Here is a 25,085-nt window from a genome sequence, read left to right on the forward strand (position 1 = left end):
CGATCGCGACAAGATTATTTTAGATTTCAGATTTTAGATTTTAGATTTTTAGGTGAAAAATCTTTATATTTTAGAGGGGGGCGATCGCGATCGGTCGATCGGATCGTTTGGCCCTACTCTTTTATAAGTTCTGCAAGCTGCAGATTAATCCGTGACAAACTTGCGCTAAAAAATCTAAATTAAGGTTGGCGATCGTGTCGCTGGGTTGATGGTAGTGGGGATTTCTCAAATTGGCGGTGTCGGTCACCATCACAGCGCGATATCCCCGGTCCCAAAAGGGGGCGTGGTCGCTGCGGCGGGTATCGGGAACGAGAAAACCGCGCCCGGGGACGCTCAACCACTCGCAGGGTAAATCGGTTTTTCGGATCTGACGGGAGAGGGCGATCGCGTCGCCAATTGCAGGTAAATTAGCAATTAAGGCGATGAAGTTGCCGCGATCGGGATAGAAATAGTTTAAAAATGCAGGGTAGGATTGGGAACCGGGGGTTTCATCGCAATAACCGAGCATTTCTAGGGCGATCGCCAAGCGTAGAGGTTCGCGTTTTTTCCACAAGTATTCCGCATAAGCACGACTGCCTAACAGTCCGGATTCTTCTAAATCAAAGGCGACGAAACGGAGGGGAAATCGAATCGGTGTGGCGGCGAAAAAGCGGGCGAGTTCGAGTAAAACGGCGAGTCCAGTGGCGTTATCGTCGGCGCCGGGAGAACCGGGTACGGCATCGTAATGAGCGCCAATTAAAAGGGGTGGGAGCGAGTGAGGGGCGTCAGGACGGGCGGGAAGATTGAGAATGAGATTTTCGTGGGGTTGTCCGCGCAGGTGAAAAAGGTGAGTTTCGACCCTTCCCCACTGTTGGAGACGATCGCGCAGATATTGGCGCACGTAAAAATGACCCCCCGTGGCGAGGTAGGGGTCGCGATCGCGGGCGACTTCGACAAGGTGCGATCGCAACCGGGCTTTTAACTCACTTAAGTTACTCGTACTCACTTATCCCCACGTTCCTCGGGCGATCGCCACGACCCGACCGCCGACGCGCACGGCGATCGCCTCCGATGTTTTACGGGCGTTCAACAGCAGCAGGGAGGGGCGATCGATTTCGTAGCCTTGATCCACGCGCACGTCGATCGCCTCTGTCCCAAAATACTGATGTTGCACTAAATACGCCGCCAGACAGCCGTTAGCGCTGCCCGTTGCCGGATCTTCGGGAACCCCCAACAAGGGGGCGAACATCCGCGCGCTTAAATCGCTGTCCCTTTGGTAAGCTTCCGGCGCGAACAGCAAAATTTCGCGAGCGTCGCTGCTGGCGACGACGTCGCTATAGCGGTCGAGATCGATTTTAGCCCGTTTGAGGGCGTCGAGGCTGGCGAGGGGGGCGATCCAAAAGGGAATCCCGGTGGAAACCTCTTGAATGGGAAAGCGGGGATCAAAATCTTCGATCGCCAATCCCAAGGCGGGGGCGATCGCCTCAATCGATAACTGGCGGTGAAACGTGGGCGCATTTTGCCGCATCCACAAGACGTCCGGTTTCCCTTCCCGATAAGAAAACTGGACGGGAATTTGGCCGACTTTTAGATTCAAATTCACCGTCTCCACGGGGTTGCGAATCATCTCTTGCTGAAGAATGAAAGCCGTTCCCAAAGTCGGATGTCCGGCGAACGGTAATTCTTTTTTCGGGGTAAAAATCCGGACATCGTAGCCGCCCTTGTTAGGGCGATCGCAGAGAATAAACGTAGTTTCCGAATAATTGACCTCCCGGGCGATGCGCTGCATTTCGTCGTCGGTGAGGGAGTCGGCAACAGTCAAGACCGCCAGTTGATTGCCGCTATATTTTTCTTCGGCAAAAACATCGACAATGTAAAAATTTAGGGACGTCATTCGAGCCTCTTCTCATTGGGTGAAATCGAGTACCGTCAAGGGATCGCCGACTCAACAGGGACGCGAGAGGCTGGCTCGTCGATCCCAAGTGCCTCTTGATCTTCAATAAACATCGATATACTCTATTACGAATTAACCGCAAACACGAATCATTTCTTATCAAGAAAAAAAGGTTATGTCATTTTTGGTATCCCTCGGAATTGCCTCTTGTTTGACTTGTGTATTTTCTTCTAGTGGAGAATTATTGAGTTCTCCGAATCCACTTGGCAACCCCCTAAAGGGTGATGTTTTCTCCGCGATCGCTCGTCCGGTAGACAGACGCAGAGAACGACATAATCGCTTGCAATTGAAAAAACGAAAGAGACGCCAATTGATTCGCCGAACGGGCGATCGCGTCAAATTGTTGGCCCAACAGCGATCGCGTTCCTTATTTCAAGGCAATTCCCAGGGGTTTGGGGTTCGCCAAACGAGCGCTCAACCCCAAGAAAAGCCTAGTTCCGATCGCGGGATTTGTAGCTTTTCGACGGCGGACGCACGGACCGGGGGCGATCGCGCCAATCCCTGGTACGCAGGGAAAGCGAGCCGATCGCTCCCGACGAGCGAACCCATGAGTCGATCGCCGTTAGTACAGCACGTGTTCGAGCGGCTGATCGACCCCCATCGCGGCTGGATCGAACCCGTCTGGTCTCCCCGCCGTCCCGTCGAGGCGATCGTCGTCAGTGCGGATGAAGTTGAAATTGAGGACATGGTGGTCATTTGGGGCGATCGCCCCAATGCCTTGCAAACCGTCTCTTGGACTCGTGAAGTTCGCAAACCCAGCACCCGACGGTCGCGCTCCTCGGCGAAAAAGCCCTTTCAAGTCTGGGTCAACGGCTATTTAATTGCCAAATTCCCCGATCGCCTGCGCGCCGAAATGTTCGCCCAACGCATCGAAGAACTGCTCGACGTCCCCGAAGATGCGGCTAAACTCGAACCGACCCTCGTGCGGGGTTTACCCGCCGCCCGGATTGGCGATCTCTATTTATTCGCGATCGATCCCGATTTGGCGAGCCATTTCAAACGCCATCGCGACTTAGTGGCGATCGAATGGATCGACAATCTCCGCCTCGCCCTGGGCGTCCCTCGTCTCTCCGTCACCCAAGCCCAAGCGCAGATGTACGGCTTGGTCGAAACGTCTCAAAAACTGCGTGGAACTGCCTCTTGGTACGGCCCTTATTTCCACGGACGACTGACCGCCACCGGGGAAATTTTCGATCAAAACGAACTGACCGCCGCTCACAAAACCTTACCGTTCGACACCTATTTAAAAGTCAAAAACCTGCAAACCGGATCGGAAGTGATCGTCCGCATTAACGATCGCGGCCCCTACATCCCCCCGCGAAGCTTGGATTTAGCCTTGGGCGCCGCCCGTTCGATCGGCAGCGAAGAAGCCGGAGTCGTCCCCTACGAAGCCACGATCATGAAACCGGGTCAGAAAGTGGTTGCGCTTTCCGGGGAATAGGGAATCGAGAGGAGGGAATCGGGAAGAAGCGGGCAAGATGCCCGCACTGCAGATGCTTTCCCTGCTCTCAACTCAAACAGCGAATCGCTTCCAACAATCCTCGCGCTTTATTCAAGGTTTCCTCATATTCTTTTTCCGGGTCGGAATCGGCGACTAATCCGGCCCCTGCTTGCACGGAAACGCGGTGTCCTCCGTTGGGATCCGGTCGGACGACCATCGTGCGAATGGCGATCGCGCTGTTGAGTTGTCCCTCGAAGTCGTAAAATCCGTAGACGCCGGAATACGGACCGCGACGAGTGCCTTCTAATTCGTGAATAATTTCCATCGCTCGAATTTTGGGCGCCCCGCTTACGGTTCCGGCGGGAAAACAGGCTTTGAGTAAGTCCCAGGCGGTTTTCTCCGGGTCGAGATAACCGCGCACGTTACTGACGATGTGCATGACGTGGGAATAGCGCTCGACCACCATCAATTCGTCTACGCTGACGGTTCCCTTGCGGCAAACTCGGCCCAAATCGTTGCGTCCGAGATCGACGAGCATCACGTGTTCGGCGACTTCTTTGGGGTCGTCGAGCAGTTCGGTGGCGAGGGCTTCGTCTTCGCTGGGGGTGGCGCCCCGGCGGCGGGTTCCGGCGATCGGGCGGACGATCCCGAGGCGATCGCCCGTGGGAGAGCGTTCGGCTTTCACCATGACTTCCGGACTCGACCCGATAATCTGCCAATCTTGGAAATTAAAATAGGCCATGTACGGCGAAGGATTGATCAGACGCAGAGATCGGTAGAGGGCAAAGGGATCGCCGTCGTAGCGGGCTGCCAGTCGTTGAGACAGGACGACTTGGAAGATATCGCCGTCGGTAATATATTGTTTGGCCTTGAGGACGTTTTCGCAGAATTTTGCTTTGGAAGTGTTGCTCGTCCAAGCTAAGGCGTCCTCGGCGTCGGTGGGGCTGGTGGGTGGATGCCACTCCAGTACCGTATCTTTACCGGAGAGGGGCATTTGTAATTTATCGACGAAACGGCGGACGCGATCGCACGCTTGCTGGTAAGCGGTTTCTCGGTTGGTGTCCGGGTCGCGCAAATCTGCATAGGCGATCGCCCAAATCTTGCGCTTCACTTGATCGAAAATCAGCAAGGTATCCGCCTGCATCCACAATCCATCGGGTAAGTCGCCCTCGGCGGGGGGGTAAACGGGCACCCGAGGCTCGATCCAGCGAATTAATTCGTATCCCCAAAAGCCGAATAAACCGCCGACGCCGGGAGGCAGTTCGGGTAATTGAACCGGATCGATCGTTTCGAGACAGCGCGAGAGGACCGCAAACGGATCGCCGTCAAAGGTTTCGATCGCCCCGTCCCGGTGTTTCTGGGTGGTGCGATCGCCGCGCGCTTCGAGTATCCACAACGGATCGCAGCCGAGAAAACTGTAGCGTCCTAATTTCTCGCCGCCTTCGACCGATTCCAATAAAAAACTATACGGCTGACCGGAGCAAACCTTATACCAAGCCGATACGGGAGTCTCTAAGTCCGCGACCCATTCCTGGTAAACCGGAACAAAATTGCCCTCTTTCGCCAGTTCGGAAAACTTGGAAAAACTCGGAAAAATCATAGTTTTAACGGGGATCTCAGGAGTCAGTAGGGACGATTTCCCATATCACATACTTTAGTTTTTGTCAAGTTATCGGTCATTTTTGTAGCCCAAACCGATAAACAGCGATCGCCTGTCGCCGGAGTTTGTCAGCCGGGACGGGCGCGAATAATAAGGAGGGTAACACAATTGTGCTACCCTCCTGCGATAGGATTTAATGGCGCAGTTACGACAGAAACCGCCACGAGGGCGGCAGTCTCAAGCGTTAAGCCCTAAGACTTAAGCGTCGTAAGTTTTCTTGCCACTAAACTTGAGTTTGGCGGGTTCGGGATTGCTGCCAATGTTGCGATCCACTTTGCCCATGAAGGGACGACCTTCATTGACTTTCTCGGGGAAGACGCCATCTTTGGGATGGAGATACTCGGTTTCACCGTTGGGGTAAACCCGGTAAATCTTGAAATCCTCAATTTTGGGCTTAAATTTCGTCCGCAATTGAGTTCCCAAAGCGAGACATTGCTCCTTCCGAGCTAAATAAAGGAGATTTTCACCTTCATTCATAATGGCCGCCCCACCTGTGGGCATTTCAAAGACCTGCTCTTTAGAGCTGGTCCAGGTGATGGCGTATTTTTCTTCAACATTAGCTTTGGTCAGCAGCCCACCTGTGCTACCGCCAAACTTTGGTGGTTTTCCTGTCAGAGTTTCTGCCATGAATGACTCTCTCTCTTATCTGAGGCGATTTTTAGGGAATCCTATCACTCACCCCCGTTAAATCTAACGACTTTGTAAGGAACTGTTACAGTTCTTAGAGAAATTTGGCGAGTCCGCACTCGGCGATCGCCTTGCCTGTAGCCGTCGGAGAGCGTTTTTAGCCCTTCTTTGCTTGTTAGCGCAAGGTCGTGCGACGGGAGCGGGAATTTTTCTGCGATTTTTCCGTTTTCTTTCGTTTTCCGGAATTTTTCGAGCCAACTTCGCGATCGGAGGCGATCTCGCCGCCGGGGCTGCGGCTGCCACTTTCGACCGTCGGGATTGTAAAGTAAAATTGACTGCCGCAATCTTTCCCTTCGGACTCTGCCCAAATTTGGCCGCCCCAAGCATTGACAATTTGCCGACAGATGGCCAATCCCAATCCGGTACCTCCGGTAGAGCGTCGCAGGGCGCCTTCTTCCTGATAAAAGCGGTCGAAAACGGCTTCGAGGCGATCGCCCGGGATCCCCCGTCCGCTATCGGCGATCGTCACTTTTAAAAAACTCTCGTCGAACGGTTCGGCGCCGATAGAAACCGTACCTTCCGGGGGCGTAAATTTCCAGGCATTATCGAGCAGTTTTGACAGCACCTCCACCAACCATTCGCCGTCCGCCCGCACTAACGGCAAGTCTTCGGGGATCTCGACCTCCATCGTCGGTAAGGGATGTTCTTGGGACGATCGCGCCCGGACGCTACTCAAGGCCAATTCGATACATTCAGCCACGGGCAACACTTCCGGATTCCACTCCACCCGTCCGCTTTCCAACCGCGACAGGGTGAGAAAATCCTGCACTAGTTTTCGCATCCGGTCCGCATCGTCGAGGGCCGTACTCAGCATCACCTGGCGCAGTTCGGCGGGCATGTCCGGATCGCTGGCGAGACTTTCGAGGCAAACTTGAATCGTAGACAGGGGCGTTCGCAATTCGTGTCCGGTAATCGCGATTAAATTGCTGCGGGTCAAGTCGAGGGCTTCGAGTTGCTCGTTGAGGTCTTCGAGATTGGCGTAGGCTTCCGCTTGAATCAAGGCGACGCCGACTTGGGTAGCGACGGCTTCCACGAGGGCTAAATCCTCGTCTTCCCACTGTCCGGGACAGTCGCCGCATTGGTGCAACTCGACCATCCCCACGAGTTGGTTTTGGTAAAGAACCGGAACCATCAACCAAGCGGCGATTTCCCACTGTTGGATTAAATGTTGTAAGGTCGGCGAGTTTTCGATGCGGGGGTCGGTGGCGGTGTTTTCGACGTAAATGCGCTCTGCGGCGATCGCCACGTCGTCGAATAAGGGATTGTCTTGTAACGGCCAGGTTTGACCCGCGAGGGAGGCGACCGAACTGCCTAAAAATTCGTGGGCGATCGCCGCCGTGGCGTCCGTTGACTTGCACCGATAAATTAAACAGCGACAAGAACCCAAGGCTTGACCGAGTTCGCGGACGGCCACTTGGAAAATTTCTGCCGGATTGAGCGATTGGCGGATCGCCATCACGATCGAGTTGACCAGCCGTTCCCGGCGTTCTTGGGCCGCGATCGATCGATAAGTTTTTAACAGCTTGTGCTGTCCCGCTTGCAGGTAAGTGACCAAACGTTGGGCAAACGGACCGGGATCGACATTTTGAAAGCCGCTTTCGACCTCGCGATCGTCCGAGGACTCCCTCAACCCGTACAAATCCAACGTAGACTCGATTTTGGCCTCTAACTCCGGTCGGTAAATGCGGATGCGATCGAGCAGCAAGCGCGCCACGTCACCCGTCACCTGGCGATCGAAGGTCCAAATCCCCTCAAAGCGACGGGCTTGGTCCATCCCCGGCGCCTCCGGAACTCGGAGGGGCGACCCTTCTTTCTCCCGACAGACCAAACAGGTCGCATAAGCCGAACTCAAAACGATCAAATGCCATTCTTGCGCCAGGGCATCATCCGGGTCGAAGGCGATGGTTTCGTGAACTTCAGAACTATTTTTAAAATCCGTTTCCGGCGCCGCCAAAATAAAAACCCGATCGCTTTTAGCGGCAATTCGCTTGTAGCGGTGGGCTTCTTGGCGGTAAAACCGCTCTCTTTGGAAGCAAGCAATCACCAGGGGAGTCGTTTCCCCAGCCAAGACTTGATCTTCCATCGCATGAGACAGCGCGGTTAAAGAAGTTTTGAAATAAACTTGAGACCGGAGTCCGGGCCAGTGTTCGAGCAACTGGTCCAGTACGGAAGTGGCAATGCTCATGTAATAGTCTCTTTCAGTCCACTCTGGGCAAAATTTTGGTTGGATTTCGACTCGATCCCGATGGAGCTACCGCACTGCGCCGGACGCGCGCGATCGCGAGATGGCCTCTTTCCCATTCAAACACGAGTCCCTCTCGGTGAAAGGAAGCTTTGCTCGGGTGTCGGGTATTTCCTTTATCAACTTATCGTACAAGAGGGGGCGGGGAAGAAGGGAGGAAAGAATAGAGAGTGGGGAGTGGAGTCGAGAGCAAAGATCGAGTTACCGACACCCCGAATCCAAACTCTAAAATCCCCCCGCCCCGAATCTAAACTCTAAAATCTAAACTCTAAACGCTAAAAATAAACTCTAAAAATGTCACTATGTCTCAATCCCAAATGTCCGCATCCTGAAAACCCGGATCGTCATCAATTTTGTCAGTATTGCGGGACGCGGTTGTTATTGGGGGATCCGATCGCGCGGTATCGTCCTTTACGGCAAATTGGGGCCGGGGGATTTAGTAAAACCTTCATTGCCCTCGACGAGTCCAAAACGGGCAAACCGCAGTGCATTCTCAAACAAATTCGCTGGCGAGGCGAAGACCCCGAAACTCAAGCTCATTTATTTTCCCAGGAAGTCGATCGCCTGCGAGCGATTGGCGAACATCCGCAAATTCCGCAGTTTTTAGATGCGTTCCAGGGGGGCGATCGCGATTACGTGGTTCAGGAGTTCGTCCCCGGTCAAACCTTAGAACAAGAATTGAGCGCCACCGGGACGTTTGACGAAAGCCAAATTCGCCAAATTTTAAAAGAATTGCTTCCCGTCCTCCACTACCTCCACCAGCACGATCTGATCCATCGCGATCTCAAACCGGACAATATTATTCGCCGTCAGGATACGCAACTGTTGGTTTTGGTCGATTTTGGGGCGGCGAAACGGGCGACGGCGACGGCGTTGGCGAAAACGGGGACGTTAATCGGATCGGCGGAATATACGGCGCCGGAACAGTTGCGGGGTCATCCGACGTTTGCCAGCGATTTGTACAGTTTGGGAGTCAGTTGCATTCATTTGCTCTCGGATCTGTCGCCGTTCGATTTGTTCGATCCATTTGAGGGGAAATGGAGGTGGCGCGATTATCTGCTCGAACCCGTCAGCGACGAATTGAGCGAGATTTTAGACAAGTTATTATGCTCTCACTTACGAGGACGCTATCAATCGGCGCGCGAGGTTCTCAAGGCGGTCGATCCCCGATCGCCGATCGCCCCTCCGGTACGAAGACAACGGTCTCAAGCGGTCTATGTTTCACAACCCCTCGCGCCGCCCCCCGCCCCGGCAGTGACGCCGACGGTCCGCCCTCAGTCCGTCGAAGGATCGGCGCCCCTTCCCCCGGTTCAAACGGATCCGACCCTGCCCCCCGCCCCACCGGATCCGGCGCCGAGGTGGCAATGTGTGACGACGATCGCCCATCGGAGCGTGAGTGGTATTTGTGCGATCGCCCTCATCCCTCAAGCCCAGGCGATCGCCACGGCAGGGGGTGACGGGACGGTCAAATTTTGGGATCTCGCCACCGGGGAAGAGTTGCAGGAAATCCGCACTCAACCCTCGGGACCGTTGGCGATCGCGATCGCGCCGGACGGTCGCTTGTTGGCCTGCGCTAAGGCAGACGGGCGCATCGACCTGTGGCAGTTGTGGCAGTTGAGTCCCCAAGATCTGCGCCGGGGGCTCGCCCCGCTTCTCGTCCGCACTTTATCCGGTCACACGAGTTTGGTGGGATCCGTCGCCTTCTGTCCGGACAAGCAGACCCTGGCCAGTGGCAGCCGCGATCGCACTCTCAAGTTGTGGGATCTCCAAACGGGTCGCCTCCGCCAAACCTTCGCGGAACACGGCGATCGCGTCACTTCAGTGGCCTTTAACCCGCAGTGGGCGACAACTACCCCGGAGCGATCGCACTGCCTGGTTAGCTCAAGTGCGAATGGCGAAATCGCCCTCTGGCAAATTGATAAATGTGAGCTACAACATCTCCTCTACGGCCATCGGGGCGAAGTCTATGCAGTGGCGGTTTCCGGTGACGGACGCCATCTCGTCAGCAGCAGTTGGGATCGGACAGTCAAAATTTGGCAGTGGGGGGACGATCCTCTCATGATGCCCGCCTTAACTCATATTTTAACGGGTCACGTCCTGCCCGTAGGGGCGATCGCCTGTTCTCCCGACGGTCAAACTTGTGCAACCGCCAGTCATGACAGCACAATTAAACTATGGAATCTCGAAACGGGGACAGAATTCGCCACGTTAACGGCACATTCTCAAAGTGTGGTCGCCTTGGCGTTCTCTCCCGACGGGACGACTTTAGCCAGTGGCAGTCACGACGGGACGGCGAAGTTATGGCGGTGGGGTTGAGGTTTCCCAAACGCCCCAGTTATCCCTTGCTGAGATCGGTCGTAAAATTAAAAAGAGACGGCCACGATCGCCCCGCGTTCTTCCCACAGGCCAGCCTCGACGATCGTTTAAAATTGACTGATAATTTACTCTAACCTATCCGACATCTAAACTCTAGAATCTAAACTCTAAAATCTAAAATTCTATGACTAAACGACATTGGCTTGATATTAGCGAAACGATCGCGATCGCCGGATCGATTCTCGGGACGATCGCCGCGACGGGAACCGGACAATTTGTTTATGCAGTGACGCCGTTAACCCTTGCCGTCGGTTTGAATTTAGCGAACCGACAACGGATCGATCGCGGCGATCGCTTGGAAACGGAAACGGCGATCGCCCATTTACACGAATCGATTCAATCTCTACCGGAAGCCACCAATCTAGAGGCGATCGAACGTCGAATGCAAGGGGTGGAATGGGAAGCACAACAACTCGTTTCCGAACGAAAAACCGAGATTAAAGACTTAAAACAAGACCTACGCGGGGAACTGGAAGCGGCGATCGCCCCGATTTACGATCGCCTCAATCCCCTGCAAGAAAATTTTGACGCTTTAGATGAATTTGTCGCCGATCTCGAACGGGAAACGAACGAACGATTTGACCGTTTAAAAACCGAAATTACTCAAGACCTCGAACAACGTCTCGAAACCACTTTAGAAAAAACCCTTTCTGCCTGGGGCGATCGCCTGGACACCTTAGAAAATCGTCCGGCGATCGATGCGGAAACTCAAGCTAAATTCGATCGGTTCAAGCAAACCATTCTCGAACAAACCCAAGAGGCGATCGATCGCGTTCACCAATTCATGGAATCGTTACCGCCGTTGCCGAATTTAGACGCTATTTATCGCCGTTTGGAACAACTCGACGCGATCGCCGACGACTGGAAACAGACCCGCGAACACCACGATCGCGCGATCGAAACCCTGCAAGCGGCGATCGACACTCAACAAGCGGCGATCGGGCCGCTTAAGGCTGAAATTGAGTCCCTGCAAGCCTTAGAACCAATCGATCGCGTCGAAAAACGCCTCGACCATTTGGAAACGACCTTGCAAGAACTCGCCGAAACCACCGCATTGCAACTCGAACAACTCTCGCAACTTTTCAACCTCTCCGAAGAGACCGCCGAAAGCGCCCAATTACACCATCTGATTAAATCTCTCCCCAATTCTCCCAATCTCGAAGCCACTTACCAACGCCTCGATCGCCTCGAATCGCAGGCCGAACAAATCGAACGCGAACGCACTCAGTATAACGACCGCCTCGACGCCCACCAAGAAGATAACCAAGGCGCGATCTCCGACGTTCTCCAACGTCTCGCCAACATCCAAGACCGCTTGGAACGTCTCGAATCCTTCGCCCAAAATCAACCGAGTTCCCCGCCGACTCCCCGCTTAAATTTAGCCGATCTATCCAATGTATCGGTCACTCGCGACGAGTGGGACGACTGGGACGACGCCTGGCAAAACGAACCGACCCCACCCCCCGCCAGCGAACCGGAACCGCCGCCGCCTGCCACTCCTTTACCCGAATTAACCACATCGGCGCCACCGCCGCCACCTCCCGCCAGCGAACCGGAACCGACGCCACCCCCCGCCACCAATCCCCATCAACCGCCCCCCGTTCTCAATCAATATCGGAAAGAAACGTTTGGGAGTCCGGCGAAGTCGGCCCCGACAGACCGCAAGGATGAGGAAGAATTCGACGATGAATTTGGAGATGAATTCGGCGATGAATTTGGCGATGAATTCGACGATGAATTAAACGAAGAAAGAAAAGAAAAACGCAATTCAGGCGATCGCCCCTCCTCCGGTCAATTCCTCGGCGGCTTTGAATCTTCATTCGGTGAAATTGTCGGTGAAGTCGAAGGATTTGTCGGCAATCTATTTTCTAAAATTAAAACGCCGGAAGGTATTCCTATTCCGGGCAAAGGATCCGATCGCGCCGGAGACAGTGGGGCGAGTCATTGGAAGTGTATTAAAACTTTAAAAGCCCATGTAGATGCGGTGCAAGCGGTGGCCATTTCTCCCGATGGCGAACGCTTCGCCACGGGCGATCGCGATAATACGATCCGACTGTGGACGGTCGAAACTGGGGAAGAAGTTCGCGTTTTTAATGGTGACGAATGGTTTGCCACCGTTAACGCCCTCGCCTTCAGTCCCGACGGCGATCGCCTCGCTGGGGCGATCGGGGAAAATCTCTATATTTGGACTGTCGCAACCGGAGAAAAATTACAGGTCATTTCCGGTCAATCCGCAACGATCGATAGCCTGCATTTTGTCAATAACGGTCGTCAAGTTGCCACGGGAGATAGTCGCCATCTCGTCAAAATTTGGGATGTCGAAAGCGGTCGCGAAGTTCGCAGTTTGCGCGGTCATACCGAGGCAATTTATGCGATCGCCATTACCCCGGACGAACAACTTTTACTCAGCGCCAGTGGCGATCGCACGGTCAAAATTTGGCAAGTCTACGATGGGGTGGAAATTAAAACCTTAAAAGGCTATTCAGAGGCGGTTCGTTGCCTCGCGACAACCCCCGACGGCGACACGATCGTAAGCGGGACGAGTGACGGAACTATCCGCGTCTGGAACCGCAAAACAGGGGCGGAAACGTTCCAACTCAACGAACATTTAGCGGGAATTACCGCCCTCGCCGTCACTCCCGACGGTGAATTTCTCATCAGTAGCAGTGAGGATAAAACTATGAAAGTTTGGCAACTGGAAACGGGGTTATGCGTGCAAACTTTACGCGGTCATTCCGATCGCATTAACGATTTGGCGATCGCCCCGGATGGCAATTATTTAATGAGTGTCAGTGGGGATAAAACGATTAAAGTTTGGAAAGCTGAATCGAAATCATGAGATCCGTTGTAATCCGTTGTCAACTGACCTGGTTTTCATTTCGGAAAGATTTAAGTCCAGTGACGGCGACTCCGGGGAATCAAAACATACGCTAAAATTAAAGTTCACCCGATCTCGATCGCTGACGAGGGGCGATCGCCGATAGCGGATTAGTGAATTTGTTCGACTCTCATCGCTTTAAATATCGATCGTAAAATGTCCTATTGCTTAAATCCCGATTGTCAACAACCGCTCAATCCTAAAGATGGTCAATTTTGCCAATCTTGCGGGCAAAAATTGCGTTTGGGCGATCGGTATCGGGCGGTTAAATCGATTGGAAAAGGAGGATTCGGACGCACATTTCTCGCTGTAGACGAATATAAACCGTCTCAGCCTTATTGCGCGATCAAACAATTTTTTCCCCAATCGCAAAGTAGCCGTCAACCCGAAAAAGCGGCGGAACTGTTTCGACAAGAAGCAATCCGTCTGGACGAGTTAGGGAAACACCCCCAAATTCCCGAATTATTAGCCCATTTTGAGGTCAATAATTATCAATATCTAGTTCAAGAGTTTATCCCGGGGGAAACCTTAGAACGAGAATTAGCCGATCGCGGTACTTTTAACGAACGAGAAATCCGCTTAGTTTTAGCCGATTTACTACCCGTTCTACAGTTCGTCCACGAGAAACAGGTGATTCACCGGGATATTAAGCCGGAAAATATCATTCGCCGTCCAATTTTCGCGGGAAATGGCGATCGCGAAACCGAACAATCTCAATTAGTTTTAGTCGATTTTGGTGCCTCTAAATTTGCCACCGCAACGGCGTTAGGACGGACGGGAACGGTCATCGGAACTGCGGGATATGCGGCCCCGGAACAAACGATCGGTAAGGCGGTTACGGCTAGCGATTTGTACGGTTTGGGGGTCACTTGTTTGCACTTGCTGACGGCGATCGCCCCGTTCGATTTATACGATTTCGATCGCGGGGTGTGGGTCTGGCGAGATTACCTCAACGAACCGATGAGTCCCCAACTCGGCGAGATTTTGGATGGTTTGGTCGAAAATAATCTCAATCGACGCTTTCATTCGGCGAAGGAAGTACTCGAACGGGTGCAAAATTTGCCGCCACTTCCTACTTACAAAAGTTCGCCACCGCCGGGGAGTTCGGCGGCGAGTGGATCGCCCCCCTATCGATCGCCGATCGCCAGTTTTTTCGGGGGAACGCGACAACTGGTGACGGGATGGTTGGTGGAAAAATTAGGCGATTACGACGGGGCGATCGCCGCTTACGACCGGGCTATTTCTGCCAATCCCGATCGCCCGGAACCGTGGTATAAAAAAGGACACGCCTGTTTGGAATTAAAACGTTACGAGGAAGCCAAACAGTGTTATGAAAAGGTTTTAGAACTCAAACCCAATCACGTTCGCTGCTTGGGCGATCGGGGGTTGTTGATGTTTATTTTAAAAGACTATGCTCAATCTTTTTTAAGTTACGAACGGTGTTTAGAACTCGATCCCAATCAGCCTTTTGTTTGCTTGCATTGCAGTTTGGTGGCTAAATTATGCGGGCGCGATCCTGAAGCCGAAAAATACTTCGATCGCGCCCAAAAACTCCTGCCCCAATCCGAATCGAATACGATGGTGATGCAAGCTTGGGAAATGCTGATTCGATCGCGATCGCCGAGGGCTCGGATATAGCAGGTTTCAAACCAAGTCGGTACCGACCCGATGCCCCTCAACCCCCCTTACAAAGCCAACTGTTTTCTAGGCTTTCTTGGCAACTCCTCGACTCAAGTGGTTTTGGTCTTACACATTCATTTCTAGTCCGACACAAATATCGCTATTTAGGCCACAAGCGCGGATCTACTCCCCAAACGTGAATTCCGATGTGCCCCACCGTATTTGATTTGGGTACGCTTTTACTGTGTGGGCTTTACCGTTGACAGTTAGAGAGTTAGGGATTTAGGGATTACGGAGTGTCTCTTGTTTCTTGCGTTCCCAGAGTCACCGACTGCATTATACTCCAACATAAAGCCGTCCTAAAAAGACGGGGTTTTAGACCGGGAGTTTTTGCTAAACTGTATAAAAAGGTCGCTCAAATCGCGAAATTCCTTGCCAGATATAGGCTACAAGCATTTATCCTACACACCAAGGTCGGAAAAGCCATAAAATAAAAACAATTTCCTAACTTTTCCCTCACAACTATGTTGCATCGACTGTGGCGCTGGCTGACCGGACTCTATCGCCGACTGCGGCAATGGTGGCACAAACCGACCCCGACCCCGCCACCCCCACCATCGCGTCCGCCAATCTCGGCGACGGAATTGGAGTCTACGTTTCTACATTTGCTCGATTGGATGGAACAGGGGGCCAGTCGCGGACAGATGAAGGGGTTCCTCATCGCCAAAGGAATTGCACCCTCGCAGTGGACGAGTTGGTTAGAAGGTTTCGCCAATCGCTTGTCCGACAATCCCACCCAGCATCGAGAACTGGCGCGGCGGATGGTGCAGTTTGGCGAACTTTATGGGGAGGAATGGGGCGCACTTGCAGCGAAAATCGGCAGGGAAGTGTTAGCCCAGGTTGCAGAACCGGGGGAGAAGGTTGCAGAACCGGGGGAGAAGGTTGCAGAACCGGGGGAGAAGGTTGCAGAACCGGAGGGGAAGGAGAAAGATGAGGCTGAGGTGTGGTTTGCGCGAGGGAATGCGCAGCGTAACTTAGGACAATATGAGGGGGCGATCGCCTCATTCAACGAAGCCATCCGCCTCCGACCGGATTTCCCCGAGGCTTATAACAACCGAGGGAATGCGCAGGCTATGTTAGGACAATATGAGGGGGCGATCGCCTCATACAACGAAGCCATCCGCCTCCGACCGGATGACCCCGAGGCTTATGTCAACCGAGGGGTAGCGCAGCGTAACTTAGGACAATATGAGGAGGCGATCGCCTCATTCAACGAAGCCATCCGCCTCCGACCGGATTACCCCGAGGCTTATTACAACCGAGGGAATGCGCAGAATAACTTAGGAAAATATGAGGAGGCGATCGCCTCATACAACGAAGCCATCCGCCTCCGACCGGATTTCCCCGAGGCTTATGGCAACCGAGGGAATGCGCAGAATAACTTAGGAAAATATGAGGAGGCGATCGCCTCATTTGATGCAGCCTTAATTCTCAAACGCGATATATGGCAAGCTTGGGCTATGCGGGGTCGGGCTGCAAACCAGGTAGAAGACAGACGAAATTCTCCCTATTTGCCCTCTGAGCTGGCCCTCCAAAACCCAGATTTAAACCGGAGAGGGTTTGAAGGGGCATTGCTCACTTACCGAGAAGGCTTGAAGTATTGCCAGAAAGACACCCATCCGGAAGGGTGGGGTTATTTGCATTTTGAGATCGGCAATCTCTATTCCAGTCGATCGCGCCGAGAAGCCACACACCGCCATCAGGACAGACAAACCGCATTCACATATTACAATCTCGCCCTCGAAACCCTTACGGAAACCGCCTATCCCGAAACACATTTAGAGGTTTTACGCCCCTTAATTCGCCTCTTGCTGAGCTTAGACGAAATCGAACAGGCGCAGGAGTTGCAACGGCGGGGAACCGATCTGGTGCGCCGTTTGGTGGACTGTTGCCCCAGTCCCGGGAAGCAACGCCAACTCGCCCTCCAGTTTGCCGATTTCAAGCAGTTAACCGTCGATTTGTGCGTGCGACGGGGTGAGTTCGGGCGCGCCTTCGCCATCGCGGAAGCGGGGAAAAATGCCTGTTTGTCTTGGTTATTCTACGGTAGGGCCGACGCGGTGACCGAACTGGACTGGGCGCAAATGCGGCAGTTTCTGGCAGGAGAGATCCCCCCAACCCCCCTTAATAAGGGGGGCTTAGAAGGGGTGAATTTGAACTCGCCCCCTGGAGAGAATCCTCCAGCACCCCCCTTTCCAAGGGGGGCGGGGGGGGGATCCACCGCCGCCGTGTACTGGCATTGGAGTCCCTACGCCCTCACCACCTTTATCCTCAAACCGGATCGGCCCGAACCGACGGTGTTAAACCACAACCGCTTTCAGGACCGAAGCGAATATACGGGCAATTTGCCGGACCTAGAAGACTGGATGGAAGAGTGGAATCGAATCTATCACCGCAATCCCAAGGATAAAAAAGACAAAACCACCACCCAAAGCGACTCTTGGCGAAAGGGCTTAAAAGCACAACTCGATCGCCTCGCCGCGATCGTGCAGATTGACGCTATTTTAGACGAATTGGACGATTGCCGGGAGTACCAGCATCTGATTCTGATTCCGCATAAAGACTTGCATCGCCTTCCCCTCCATGGCTTATTTGTCAACAGCGATCGCTTTCCCGACACCTGCACCCTCACTTACCTGCCGAGTGCCGCCTTTGCCCGTCCCGAGGCACCCACGCCGTCGGACGCCTCCCGGTTTGACGCCCTCCTCAGCGTCGAAAATCCGCCGAGTCTGACCAAAACGACGGATGGTTCTCACAAAGACCTCGCCCCCCTCCCCGCCGCCGAGGTCGAATCGGCGATCGTCGCCCGCCTGTTTGGGCGCAACACCCGCCTCGCCGGAACTGACGCCACCGCCGCCGCGCTCAAAGCCGCATTGCAACAGCCTCACAGCGCTTTTCACTTTAGCGGACACGGCTATTATGAATTTAGCAATCCGATCGCCTCTGCTTTATGCTTGCAGGGGGAAGATCGGCTGGCAGTCGAGGAGATTCTCTCACTCGATCTGAGCGCCTACCGCCTCGTTTACCTGTCCGCCTGCGAGACGGCGGTCAGTAGCGACCAAACTATCACCAGCGAATATGTCGGTTTGACCAGCGCCTTTGCGCGATCGCGGGTGGCTTACATCGTGAGTACGTTATGGTCTGTCGAGTCCCTCGGAAGTACGTTGTTCGCCCTCTATTTTTATCAGGAATTAGAACGAGGACATCCGGAACCCGTCGCCTTTGCTAACGCCCAACAATGGCTCAAAACCGTCACCCGAGATCGGTTAGGGGATTGGTATCGGCAACAAATTGAACGATTCGAGAACGATCCGAATTTTCCCCGTTCCCTGCTGCGTAATTTCAAAAGTTGGTCGAGTTCAATCGCTACAATGAAAGAGACGCCCTTTGCCGATCCTTATTATTGGTCGGCGTTTATCTTGTGTGGACGATGAAAGACTCCGATCTCCAGATTTTTCAAGCGTTTCTGGTGGCCCTCGCCCAACAGCAAAACCCTTTACCGGACTCTATCCAAGCCCAAATTAACCAACTCGGCGATCGTCCGGACAGCGACGCGATCGATCGCCTGGTAGAAAGCTACGCGCCGTTGGAAAAGGTCTACAGTTTAGCTCATGCTCAATTGCTCAACAGTAGCAATCACACTCGCATGGGACGCGATGTTTTACCCGATGCCCGTTTTGAGTTAGAAGATAGTAAAACAACTGAAGTAGATAACGCTGCTAGCGCGATCGACGACTTGACGGATTTACCGACAATTACGGAACAAATTAAGCAAAAATTAGGGAAAAGTCAAGCCCAACCCGCGATGAAAGATGTTTGTAAAAGTTCGGATTCGGTGAAACAAGCGAAATTTATTCTAAAATTCGAGTTTAAATTGGGGTGAGCGATCGCCTTAACGTCGGGATAAATAGAAAGTCAATCCAAACCCTAGAGGAGGGGTTTGGTAACTTCAACCTAGAGGAGGGGTTTGGTAACTTCAACCTAGAAGAGGGGTTTGGCAACCAAACCCCTACTTAGAATAATGCTCTATTCCGACATTTTCAATATTTAAAAATTGGTAAATTTCGTTATGTCTGCTGAGCAACTTCAACCTAGAAGAGGGGTTTGGCAACCAAACCCCTACTTAGAATAATGCCCTATTCCGACATTTTCAATATTCAAAAATTGGTAAATTTCGTTATGTCTGCTGAGCAACTTCAACCTAGAAGAGGGGTTTGGCAACCAAACCCCTACTTAGAATAATGCCCTATTCCGACATTTTCAATATTCAAAAATTGGTAAATTTCGTTATGTCTGCTGAGTGCGATCGTTTAATTTATCCCACCGTCGATCGATTTATCTACGATCTCGCCGACGGTTTGGGTCAGTCCGATCGAGAAGTCGATGAAAATCGTCAAAACTTTTTAAAGAAACTTGATATTGATAACTTCGATCGATATATCCAGAAAGTCAAAACCGCAGAAGCACAAGAGAAAAACTATATTGAACTTTTGGGCTTCATCGATTTTCCTTCGGCCTTCGACGGCTTTTATTACCCGGTAAAAATTGGCGATACTTATGCCTTGCAGATGGATTGCACGGGTAAAAACAGCACAAAGGACGAAAAATTAAAACCCCAAAGTATTCTAGGCGCAATTGTTAAGATTAAATCAATTATCGACCAACAATTACATCATACTGAGGCATCTATCGGTGAGAGTTGGACGATTTACGGACAACTTGCTGCTGAAGACCAGGATTTTTTGAAAACGGCTCAAAACTGTTATCACGCCCTAAGATTATTTGATGCTCCCGACTGGAACAATCACCTCGACAACAAGGGAGAATTTAAAGGAATCCACTTTTATGAATTATCCCACTTTGGGGGCGATCGCGGCAACCTCAACCAAAATCGTCACTTACTAATCTATTTGTTTCCCTACAATGGCGGCAAATTGATTCTCGACGATCCTAAAATCATCGAGATGATTCGTCAGCTTCACGTGCAATTTCTCCGCTTATTTCAATATCGCAATAAAAGCATTTGGGCTTACCATCAAAGTCGCAGCCTCAAGGCGGATATGAAAGAAGCCGCACAAAAGATTCAAATTCTGGTTAAAGCTTTACCCGCTAAAGTTAAATCAAAAAAAGTCAATCTTAAAGAATTACAAAACAATCTCGCCGAGTTGTTGACAATTCTATCTATTTATGGTAATTATTTAGGCCGTTTAGAAGAACAAAAACAAACGATCGCCACAAATTTAGAAAACTATAAAAAACGGCTTAAACAGATTCCCAAAGTATTCGATCTCGAGGCGAGCGATCGCGCCTTTGACTTTTTAGAACCGTTCGCCGACTATGCGAGTGAAAAGTACTTGCCCCAAATTGAAAGCGACCTCGCCAGTTTGAGCGCCAATTTCCGCTTATTAGAAAATGCAATTAAAACGGTTGAAGGTATCGTTCAACTCGAACAAACCAAGAGCGATCGCGCCTTAACCGGAACAATCGCGATCGCCAGTAGCGCCCTCGCTTTAAGTGCAGTTACCGCTACAGTCGTCTCGGTAAAACAACCGAAAAACTATGGCGATCTCGCTTTTTTAAAATCCCCAGAATTCGTTTTCAGTCTGGCGATCGGATCGGTGCCGATCTTGATTGCTTTGTTGTGTTGGTTATTGGTGTATATTAAAGCCTTTCTAAACAATAACGGTCAATCTCGACCGTAAGGACAACATCACGTGCACTGGCGGCGAAGGTTTCAGATTTACTTGATTTAGCGGAAGTCATTTCGCTCTAAAATCTTATAGAATAGTCCATTCTAGCGATCGCAATCGATGATGGAGGAATGCGCTTGACTACCTTGAGTCCCGACGTCACCCAAGCGGGAGTTCCCGCCGAGTGGGAACCTCACGAAGCCTGTTGGTTGGCGTTTCCGAGTCACGAGGAACTGTGGGAAGACCGCTTAGACGCGGTTCGCCAAGAGTTTGTAGAATTATGTCGGGCGATCGCCGATCTCGATCCGAAAACGGGCAGACGACGGGGAGAACGGCTAGAAATCCTCGTTTTAAATGAAGCAGGAAAAGCAGAAGCGCGATCGTTACTCGGCGATCTTTCCCCCCGCTTTCATATTATCCCCTTCGGCGATATTTGGTTGCGCGATATCGGCGCAATTTTCCAAGTTCAACCGGATAAAACTTTAGCCGCTATTCGCTTTAATTTTAACGGTTGGGGTGAAAAATATATCTTAGAGGGCGATCGCGATGTTGCCGGAAAAATGAGCGGCATTTTAGACGTTCCTCAAATCTATTTTCCCTATACCATGGAAGGCGGCGCCGTCGAAATTGACGGCGAAGGAACTGCCTTAACGACCCGGGAATGTTTGTTAAATCCCAATCGCAACCCTCAAGCAACAGAAGCCGAATTAGAAAAGGTGTTGCGATCGGCATTTGGCGTCCGTAAAGTTCTCTGGTTAAATCGCGGTTTACTCAACGATCATACCGACGGACATATCGACACGATCGCCCGTTTTGTCGCGCCGGGAGTGGTCTTGTGTATGGAACCGCAAACCCACGACGATCCCAATGCCGAAGTATTAGCAGAAATCGCCAAAGATTTATCGCAAATGACCGATGCTTGCGGTCGCCAACTCGATGTGAAATTCATTCCTTCTCCGGGGAAAATATGCGATCGCGACGGCCAAATCATGCCCGCCAGTTACCTCAATTTCTACATTGCCAATACCACCGTCGTCGTTCCCACCTACGGCAGCAAATATGACGCGCAAGCCGTAGAGGCGATCGGTCAATTCTTCCCCAATCGCCACACCGTCGGATGTCCGGCAAAAAATATTTTACTCGGTGGCGGTGCTTTTCATTGCATTACCCAACAGCAACCTGCCATTAAACCTTAGACCTCCGTTGGGGCGGGCATCTTGCCCCGACCCCATACCAATTTAGCGATGAATTTAGGGATTGATTCAGGGCTAAAAGACCCCCTATTTTGCCAAAAAAACCATGACCGATCTGATTACCGTTGCTGCCTTACAAACTGCCTTTTGTGAAGAGCGATCGACCAATGTCGCCCGCATCGACGAACTGGTGAAAGAAGCGGCGGCGAACGGCGCTCAAATTATCTTACCGTCCGAACTCTTTGAAGGCTATTACTTCTGTCGAGAAGAACGGGATAACTATTTCGAGTGGGCCCATCCCGTAGAGAATCATCCGACGATCGCCCATTTCCAAAAACTCGCCGCCGAATTGGGGGTAGTGCTCCCGATTTCTTTCTTTGAAAAAGCGGGACAAGCCTATTACAATAGTGTGGCGATCGTCGATGCCGACGGTTGCTTACTCGGCGTTTATCGAAAAAGTCATATTCCCGACGGTCCGGGGTACGAGGAAAAGTTCTATTTTCGACCGGGAAATACGGGCTTTAAGGTCTGGAAAACGCACTTTGGCACCATCGGCGTCGGCATTTGTTGGGATCAGTGGTTCCCCGAATGCGCGCGATCGCTGGTTCTCATGGGCGCCGACGTGCTGTTATACCCGACGGCGATCGGCAGCGAACCTCAAGACCCTGAGTTAGATACAAAAGATCCCTGGCAGCGTGTCATGATCGGTCATGCCGTGGCCAATGTGGTGCCTGTGGTCGCCGCCAACCGCATCGGAACCGAAGCGGGACAGACCTTTTACGGTCACTCGTTCGTTGCCAACCCACGCGGCGACAAGGTCGCCGAACTCGGGGCCAGTCAGACCGGATTTGTTTGTGCGAGTTTTGATTTCGGGGCGATCGCTCGCACTCGCGCGTCCTATGGCTTTTTCCGCGATCGCCGTCCGGAGTTATACAGTGTTCTGACTACGGCTGACGGAACGCTTTAGCTTGGCACCACTGGTGCCAACTCAACACGCCTAAAAACCCTAAAAATTGAACCACAACAATGCTCGGACCGGAAGCAAAATTAAACACGCCGGATCCGAGCATTCCGAGCAAACTACTGAGGACTCCCAAGGCGATCGAAATGGCCATAAACCGAGCAAAATGATGAGTTAATAACTTAGCAGTTGCTGCTGGAATCACGAGAAAAGCATTCACTAATAAAATCCCGATCGCTTTAATCGAAACTGCAACCGTCAAGGCCAGTAAAACAACAAATAAATAGCGATGGGTATCTACCGCAACCCCTTGAACCTTGGCTAACTCTGGATTGAGCGTCAGTAAAATTTGCGATCGCCACGTTGCAAAAATAAATCCCATACTCGCCAGCAATAAGATAATTATTAAAATAATGTCGCCGCGATCGATCGCCAAAATATCGCCGAACAAAACTCCCATTAAATTACCTTGATATCCGCTTAAAAAGCTGGTTAAAATCACCCCGACTGCTAACGCCCCCGACACGGCAATACTAAACACACTATCGCTGGCGAGTTCCGTTTTTTCCATTAAAAATAGTGCGGCCAATCCAAACAAGATCGTAAACGGTAACAACGTCCAATTGGGATTAATTTCTAATAAAACCCCTAAAACAATCCCGACTAAGGCAGAATGACCCACGGCGTGACTGAAAAATGAGAGTTGCCGCAACGTGACAAAACAGCCGAGGAAACCGCCGAGTATCCCCATTAATACCCCTCCGGCGATCGCCCGTTGCATGAACGGCAGTTGTAGCAAGTCGAAGAAATGGGTAACGCCGACGAATTCGTTAATGTTGAATAGATCCAATAAACTGATTATCATAATTAATATATAGAGCTCGATCTGTCGCTAAAGCCCGATCGCCCGAACTCTAGCGCCGATTTATCGCCAATTGTATTGAAATTATTGAAATCTCTGAATTTAAACCGTCCGAGTTCTCATCTAAATCCTCATCTTTCTTAGCAATGCCTGCCAATTCTTCTCTCGATCGCGCCAGTAACCTCACCGACGATGCCGACGATCTCGACTGCACTCCCACTCATCCTCTCGATCTCGACTGCATCCACCACCTTCAAACCAGTTTACTCGATTCTGAAAAAGCCCAACGGATGGCCGAATTTTTCAGCTTTTTAGGAGATGCCAACCGCTTGCGAATTATTGCCGCTTTAGCCCTCAAAGAACTGTGCGTTCACGAGTTAGCGGCGATCGTCCAAATGAGCGAATCGGCAGTTTCCCATCAGTTACGCAATTTACGCGCCATCCGTTTAGTCAGTTATCGCAAGGAAGGACGCAAGGTTTTTTATCGGCTGAAAGACAATCATGTTTTAAACCTTTATGAAGCCGTCGCCGAACATATTGACGAAAAAGATTGAGGGAAATTGAGAATTTAGAGTTTTTTAGATTTTAGATGTGTGTCCTACGGGATTTTTGCCTCAATGATGATGCCGATAGCGGGCAAATTCGGGGCCGTAGGTTGCCAGTAAATTATCGGGATGGAGGGCAATGTCTGGGTGTCCGCTACAGACAATGGTTTGATTGAGACATAAGACGCGATCGCAGTGTCGGTTGACCATATCTAAATCGTGGGAAATTTGTAAAATCGTCCAGTTTTGTTCGCGTTTGAGTTCTTCTAATAAACGATAAAAATCGCTTTCTCCTTGTAAGTCTACTCCGGCTAAGGCTTCGTCTAAAACTAATAAGTCTTTGGGCGTGACTAAACAGTAAGCGAGTAAAATTCGTTTTAACTGTCCGCCACTAAGCTGACCGATCGCCCGTTCTTTCAAACGATCGGCATCGACGCGCTGCAATGCCTTTTCAACTGCAGCAATTTTCTGCGGATCTTGTCTCCAGGGCAACTTGTCTAAAATTGCGAATTTTTGACGAGATTTACTGCGTTTTTCCCATCCCAAACCGACAAATTCAGCAACGGAAATGGGGAAAGTACGATCGAATTTAAAGTTTTGCGGGACGTAGCCGATCCGCGATCGCAATCCGCCTAATTTCTCCGGCGATCGCCCGATGATTTCCACCGTTCCTGTAGCGCGAGGAATCAATCCTAAAATGCTCTGGACTAAGGTGCTTTTTCCCGCTCCATTCGGTCCGACAACTGCCGTGTTCGTTCCTGCGGGTAATTCAAAAGAAACGTCGCGCAGAGCGAGATAGTTGCCGCGATAGACCGTTAAATCTTTAACTTGAACTGTAAGGTTTTCTGCCATAAATGAGGAACGAGAAGCAGCAGTCAACCTGCCTGAATCTTGCAGATTCGATAGGTTTTCGATAAGGGACGATCGCCGTTCGGAAGGG

The 25,085-nt window shown here is 51.6% G+C and carries 17 protein-coding genes; 10 read left to right on the plus strand and 7 right to left on the minus strand.

What is annotated here, in order from left to right; translation table 11 throughout:
* Window positions 1-121: 121 nt before the first annotated feature.
* Window positions 122-985, minus strand: a complete 864-nt coding sequence (locus JJD41_RS15735) for a M28 family peptidase (RefSeq protein WP_200668117.1) — start codon at window positions 983-985, stop codon at window positions 122-124.
* Window positions 986-1,873: a PhzF family phenazine biosynthesis protein gene (locus JJD41_RS15740; protein WP_200668119.1), complete on the minus strand. Its 888-nt coding sequence runs from the start codon at window positions 1,871-1,873 to the stop codon at window positions 986-988.
* Window positions 1,874-2,048: 175 nt separating this feature from the next.
* Between JJD41_RS15740 and JJD41_RS15745 the strand changes: the two genes are divergently transcribed.
* Window positions 2,049-3,374 (plus strand): septal ring lytic transglycosylase RlpA family protein, encoded by a 1,326-nt coding sequence (locus tag JJD41_RS15745; protein WP_200668121.1) that lies wholly within the window; start codon window positions 2,049-2,051, stop codon window positions 3,372-3,374.
* 67 nt (window positions 3,375-3,441) lie between these two features.
* On the opposite strand, the gene trpE is transcribed toward JJD41_RS15745, so the two are convergent.
* The 3 genes from trpE to JJD41_RS15760 all read right to left on the minus strand — a co-directional run bounded on the left by trpE (window position 3,442) and on the right by JJD41_RS15760 (window position 7,906).
* Window positions 3,442-4,974: an anthranilate synthase component I gene (gene trpE / locus JJD41_RS15750; RefSeq protein ID WP_200668123.1), complete on the minus strand. Its 1,533-nt coding sequence runs from the start codon at window positions 4,972-4,974 to the stop codon at window positions 3,442-3,444.
* 258 nt (window positions 4,975-5,232) lie between these two features.
* A complete protein-coding gene (gene psaD, locus JJD41_RS15755) occupies window positions 5,233-5,661 on the minus strand; it encodes a photosystem I reaction center subunit II PsaD (protein ID WP_168571526.1) in 429 nt (142 codons plus the stop codon).
* A 175-nt stretch (window positions 5,662-5,836) separates the two neighbouring features.
* Window positions 5,837-7,906 (minus strand): DICT sensory domain-containing protein, encoded by a 2,070-nt coding sequence (locus JJD41_RS15760; protein WP_200668131.1) that lies wholly within the window; start codon window positions 7,904-7,906, stop codon window positions 5,837-5,839.
* A 351-nt stretch (window positions 7,907-8,257) separates the two neighbouring features.
* Here JJD41_RS15760 and JJD41_RS15765 point away from each other — a divergent pair, with 351 nt between their 5' ends.
* The 8 genes from JJD41_RS15765 (at window position 8,258) to aguB (ending at window position 22,744) form a co-directional block, all read left to right on the plus strand.
* The gene (locus tag JJD41_RS15765; RefSeq protein WP_200668132.1) at window positions 8,258-10,279 is read left to right on the plus strand and encodes a serine/threonine-protein kinase; all 2,022 of its coding nucleotides are present in this window, start codon (window positions 8,258-8,260) and stop codon (window positions 10,277-10,279) included.
* Window positions 10,280-10,463: 184 nt separating this feature from the next.
* Window positions 10,464-13,178 (plus strand): WD40 repeat domain-containing protein, encoded by a 2,715-nt coding sequence (locus JJD41_RS15770; RefSeq protein WP_200668133.1) that lies wholly within the window; start codon window positions 10,464-10,466, stop codon window positions 13,176-13,178.
* A gap of 195 nt (window positions 13,179-13,373) precedes the next feature.
* Complete coding sequence (locus tag JJD41_RS15775; RefSeq protein WP_200668140.1) at window positions 13,374-14,855, plus strand: protein kinase domain-containing protein; 1,482 nt, start codon at window positions 13,374-13,376, stop codon at window positions 14,853-14,855.
* 506 nt (window positions 14,856-15,361) lie between these two features.
* A complete protein-coding gene (locus JJD41_RS15780) occupies window positions 15,362-18,328 on the plus strand; it encodes a CHAT domain-containing protein (protein ID WP_200668142.1) in 2,967 nt (988 codons plus the stop codon).
* Window positions 18,325-18,777 (plus strand): hypothetical protein, encoded by a 453-nt coding sequence (locus tag JJD41_RS15785; RefSeq protein ID WP_200668144.1) that lies wholly within the window; start codon window positions 18,325-18,327, stop codon window positions 18,775-18,777. The genes JJD41_RS15780 and JJD41_RS15785 overlap by 4 nt, the downstream gene beginning before the upstream one ends.
* Before the next feature lie 406 nt (window positions 18,778-19,183).
* The gene (locus JJD41_RS15790) at window positions 19,184-20,596 is read left to right on the plus strand and encodes an AAA family ATPase (RefSeq protein WP_200668146.1); all 1,413 of its coding nucleotides are present in this window, start codon (window positions 19,184-19,186) and stop codon (window positions 20,594-20,596) included.
* Window positions 20,597-20,715: 119 nt separating this feature from the next.
* A complete protein-coding gene (locus JJD41_RS15795; protein WP_234488862.1) occupies window positions 20,716-21,780 on the plus strand; it encodes an agmatine deiminase family protein in 1,065 nt (354 codons plus the stop codon).
* 103 nt (window positions 21,781-21,883) lie between these two features.
* A complete protein-coding gene (gene aguB, locus JJD41_RS15800) occupies window positions 21,884-22,744 on the plus strand; it encodes an N-carbamoylputrescine amidase (RefSeq protein WP_200668148.1) in 861 nt (286 codons plus the stop codon).
* On the opposite strand, the gene JJD41_RS15805 is transcribed toward aguB, so the two are convergent.
* Window positions 22,722-23,603 carry a metal ABC transporter permease gene (locus tag JJD41_RS15805; protein WP_200668150.1) on the minus strand — a complete coding sequence of 294 codons (882 nt, stop codon included), beginning with the start codon at window positions 23,601-23,603 and terminating at the stop codon, window positions 22,722-22,724. The genes aguB and JJD41_RS15805 overlap by 23 nt on opposite strands.
* 143 nt (window positions 23,604-23,746) lie before the next feature.
* Between JJD41_RS15805 and JJD41_RS15810 the strand changes: the two genes are divergently transcribed.
* Window positions 23,747-24,154, plus strand: a complete 408-nt coding sequence (locus tag JJD41_RS15810; RefSeq protein WP_168571091.1) for an ArsR/SmtB family transcription factor — start codon at window positions 23,747-23,749, stop codon at window positions 24,152-24,154.
* A 60-nt stretch (window positions 24,155-24,214) separates the two neighbouring features.
* Here JJD41_RS15810 and JJD41_RS15815 read toward each other — a convergent pair whose 3' ends face one another.
* Window positions 24,215-24,997, minus strand: coding sequence for a metal ABC transporter ATP-binding protein (locus tag JJD41_RS15815; RefSeq protein WP_200669224.1), 783 nt, complete (start codon window positions 24,995-24,997; stop codon window positions 24,215-24,217).
* Window positions 24,998-25,085: the final 88 nt, after the last annotated feature.

Source organism: Oxynema mangrovii CENA135 (assembly GCF_016632315.1).
Classification (GTDB): Bacteria; Cyanobacteriota; Cyanobacteriia; order Cyanobacteriales; family Laspinemataceae; genus Oxynema; species Oxynema aestuarii.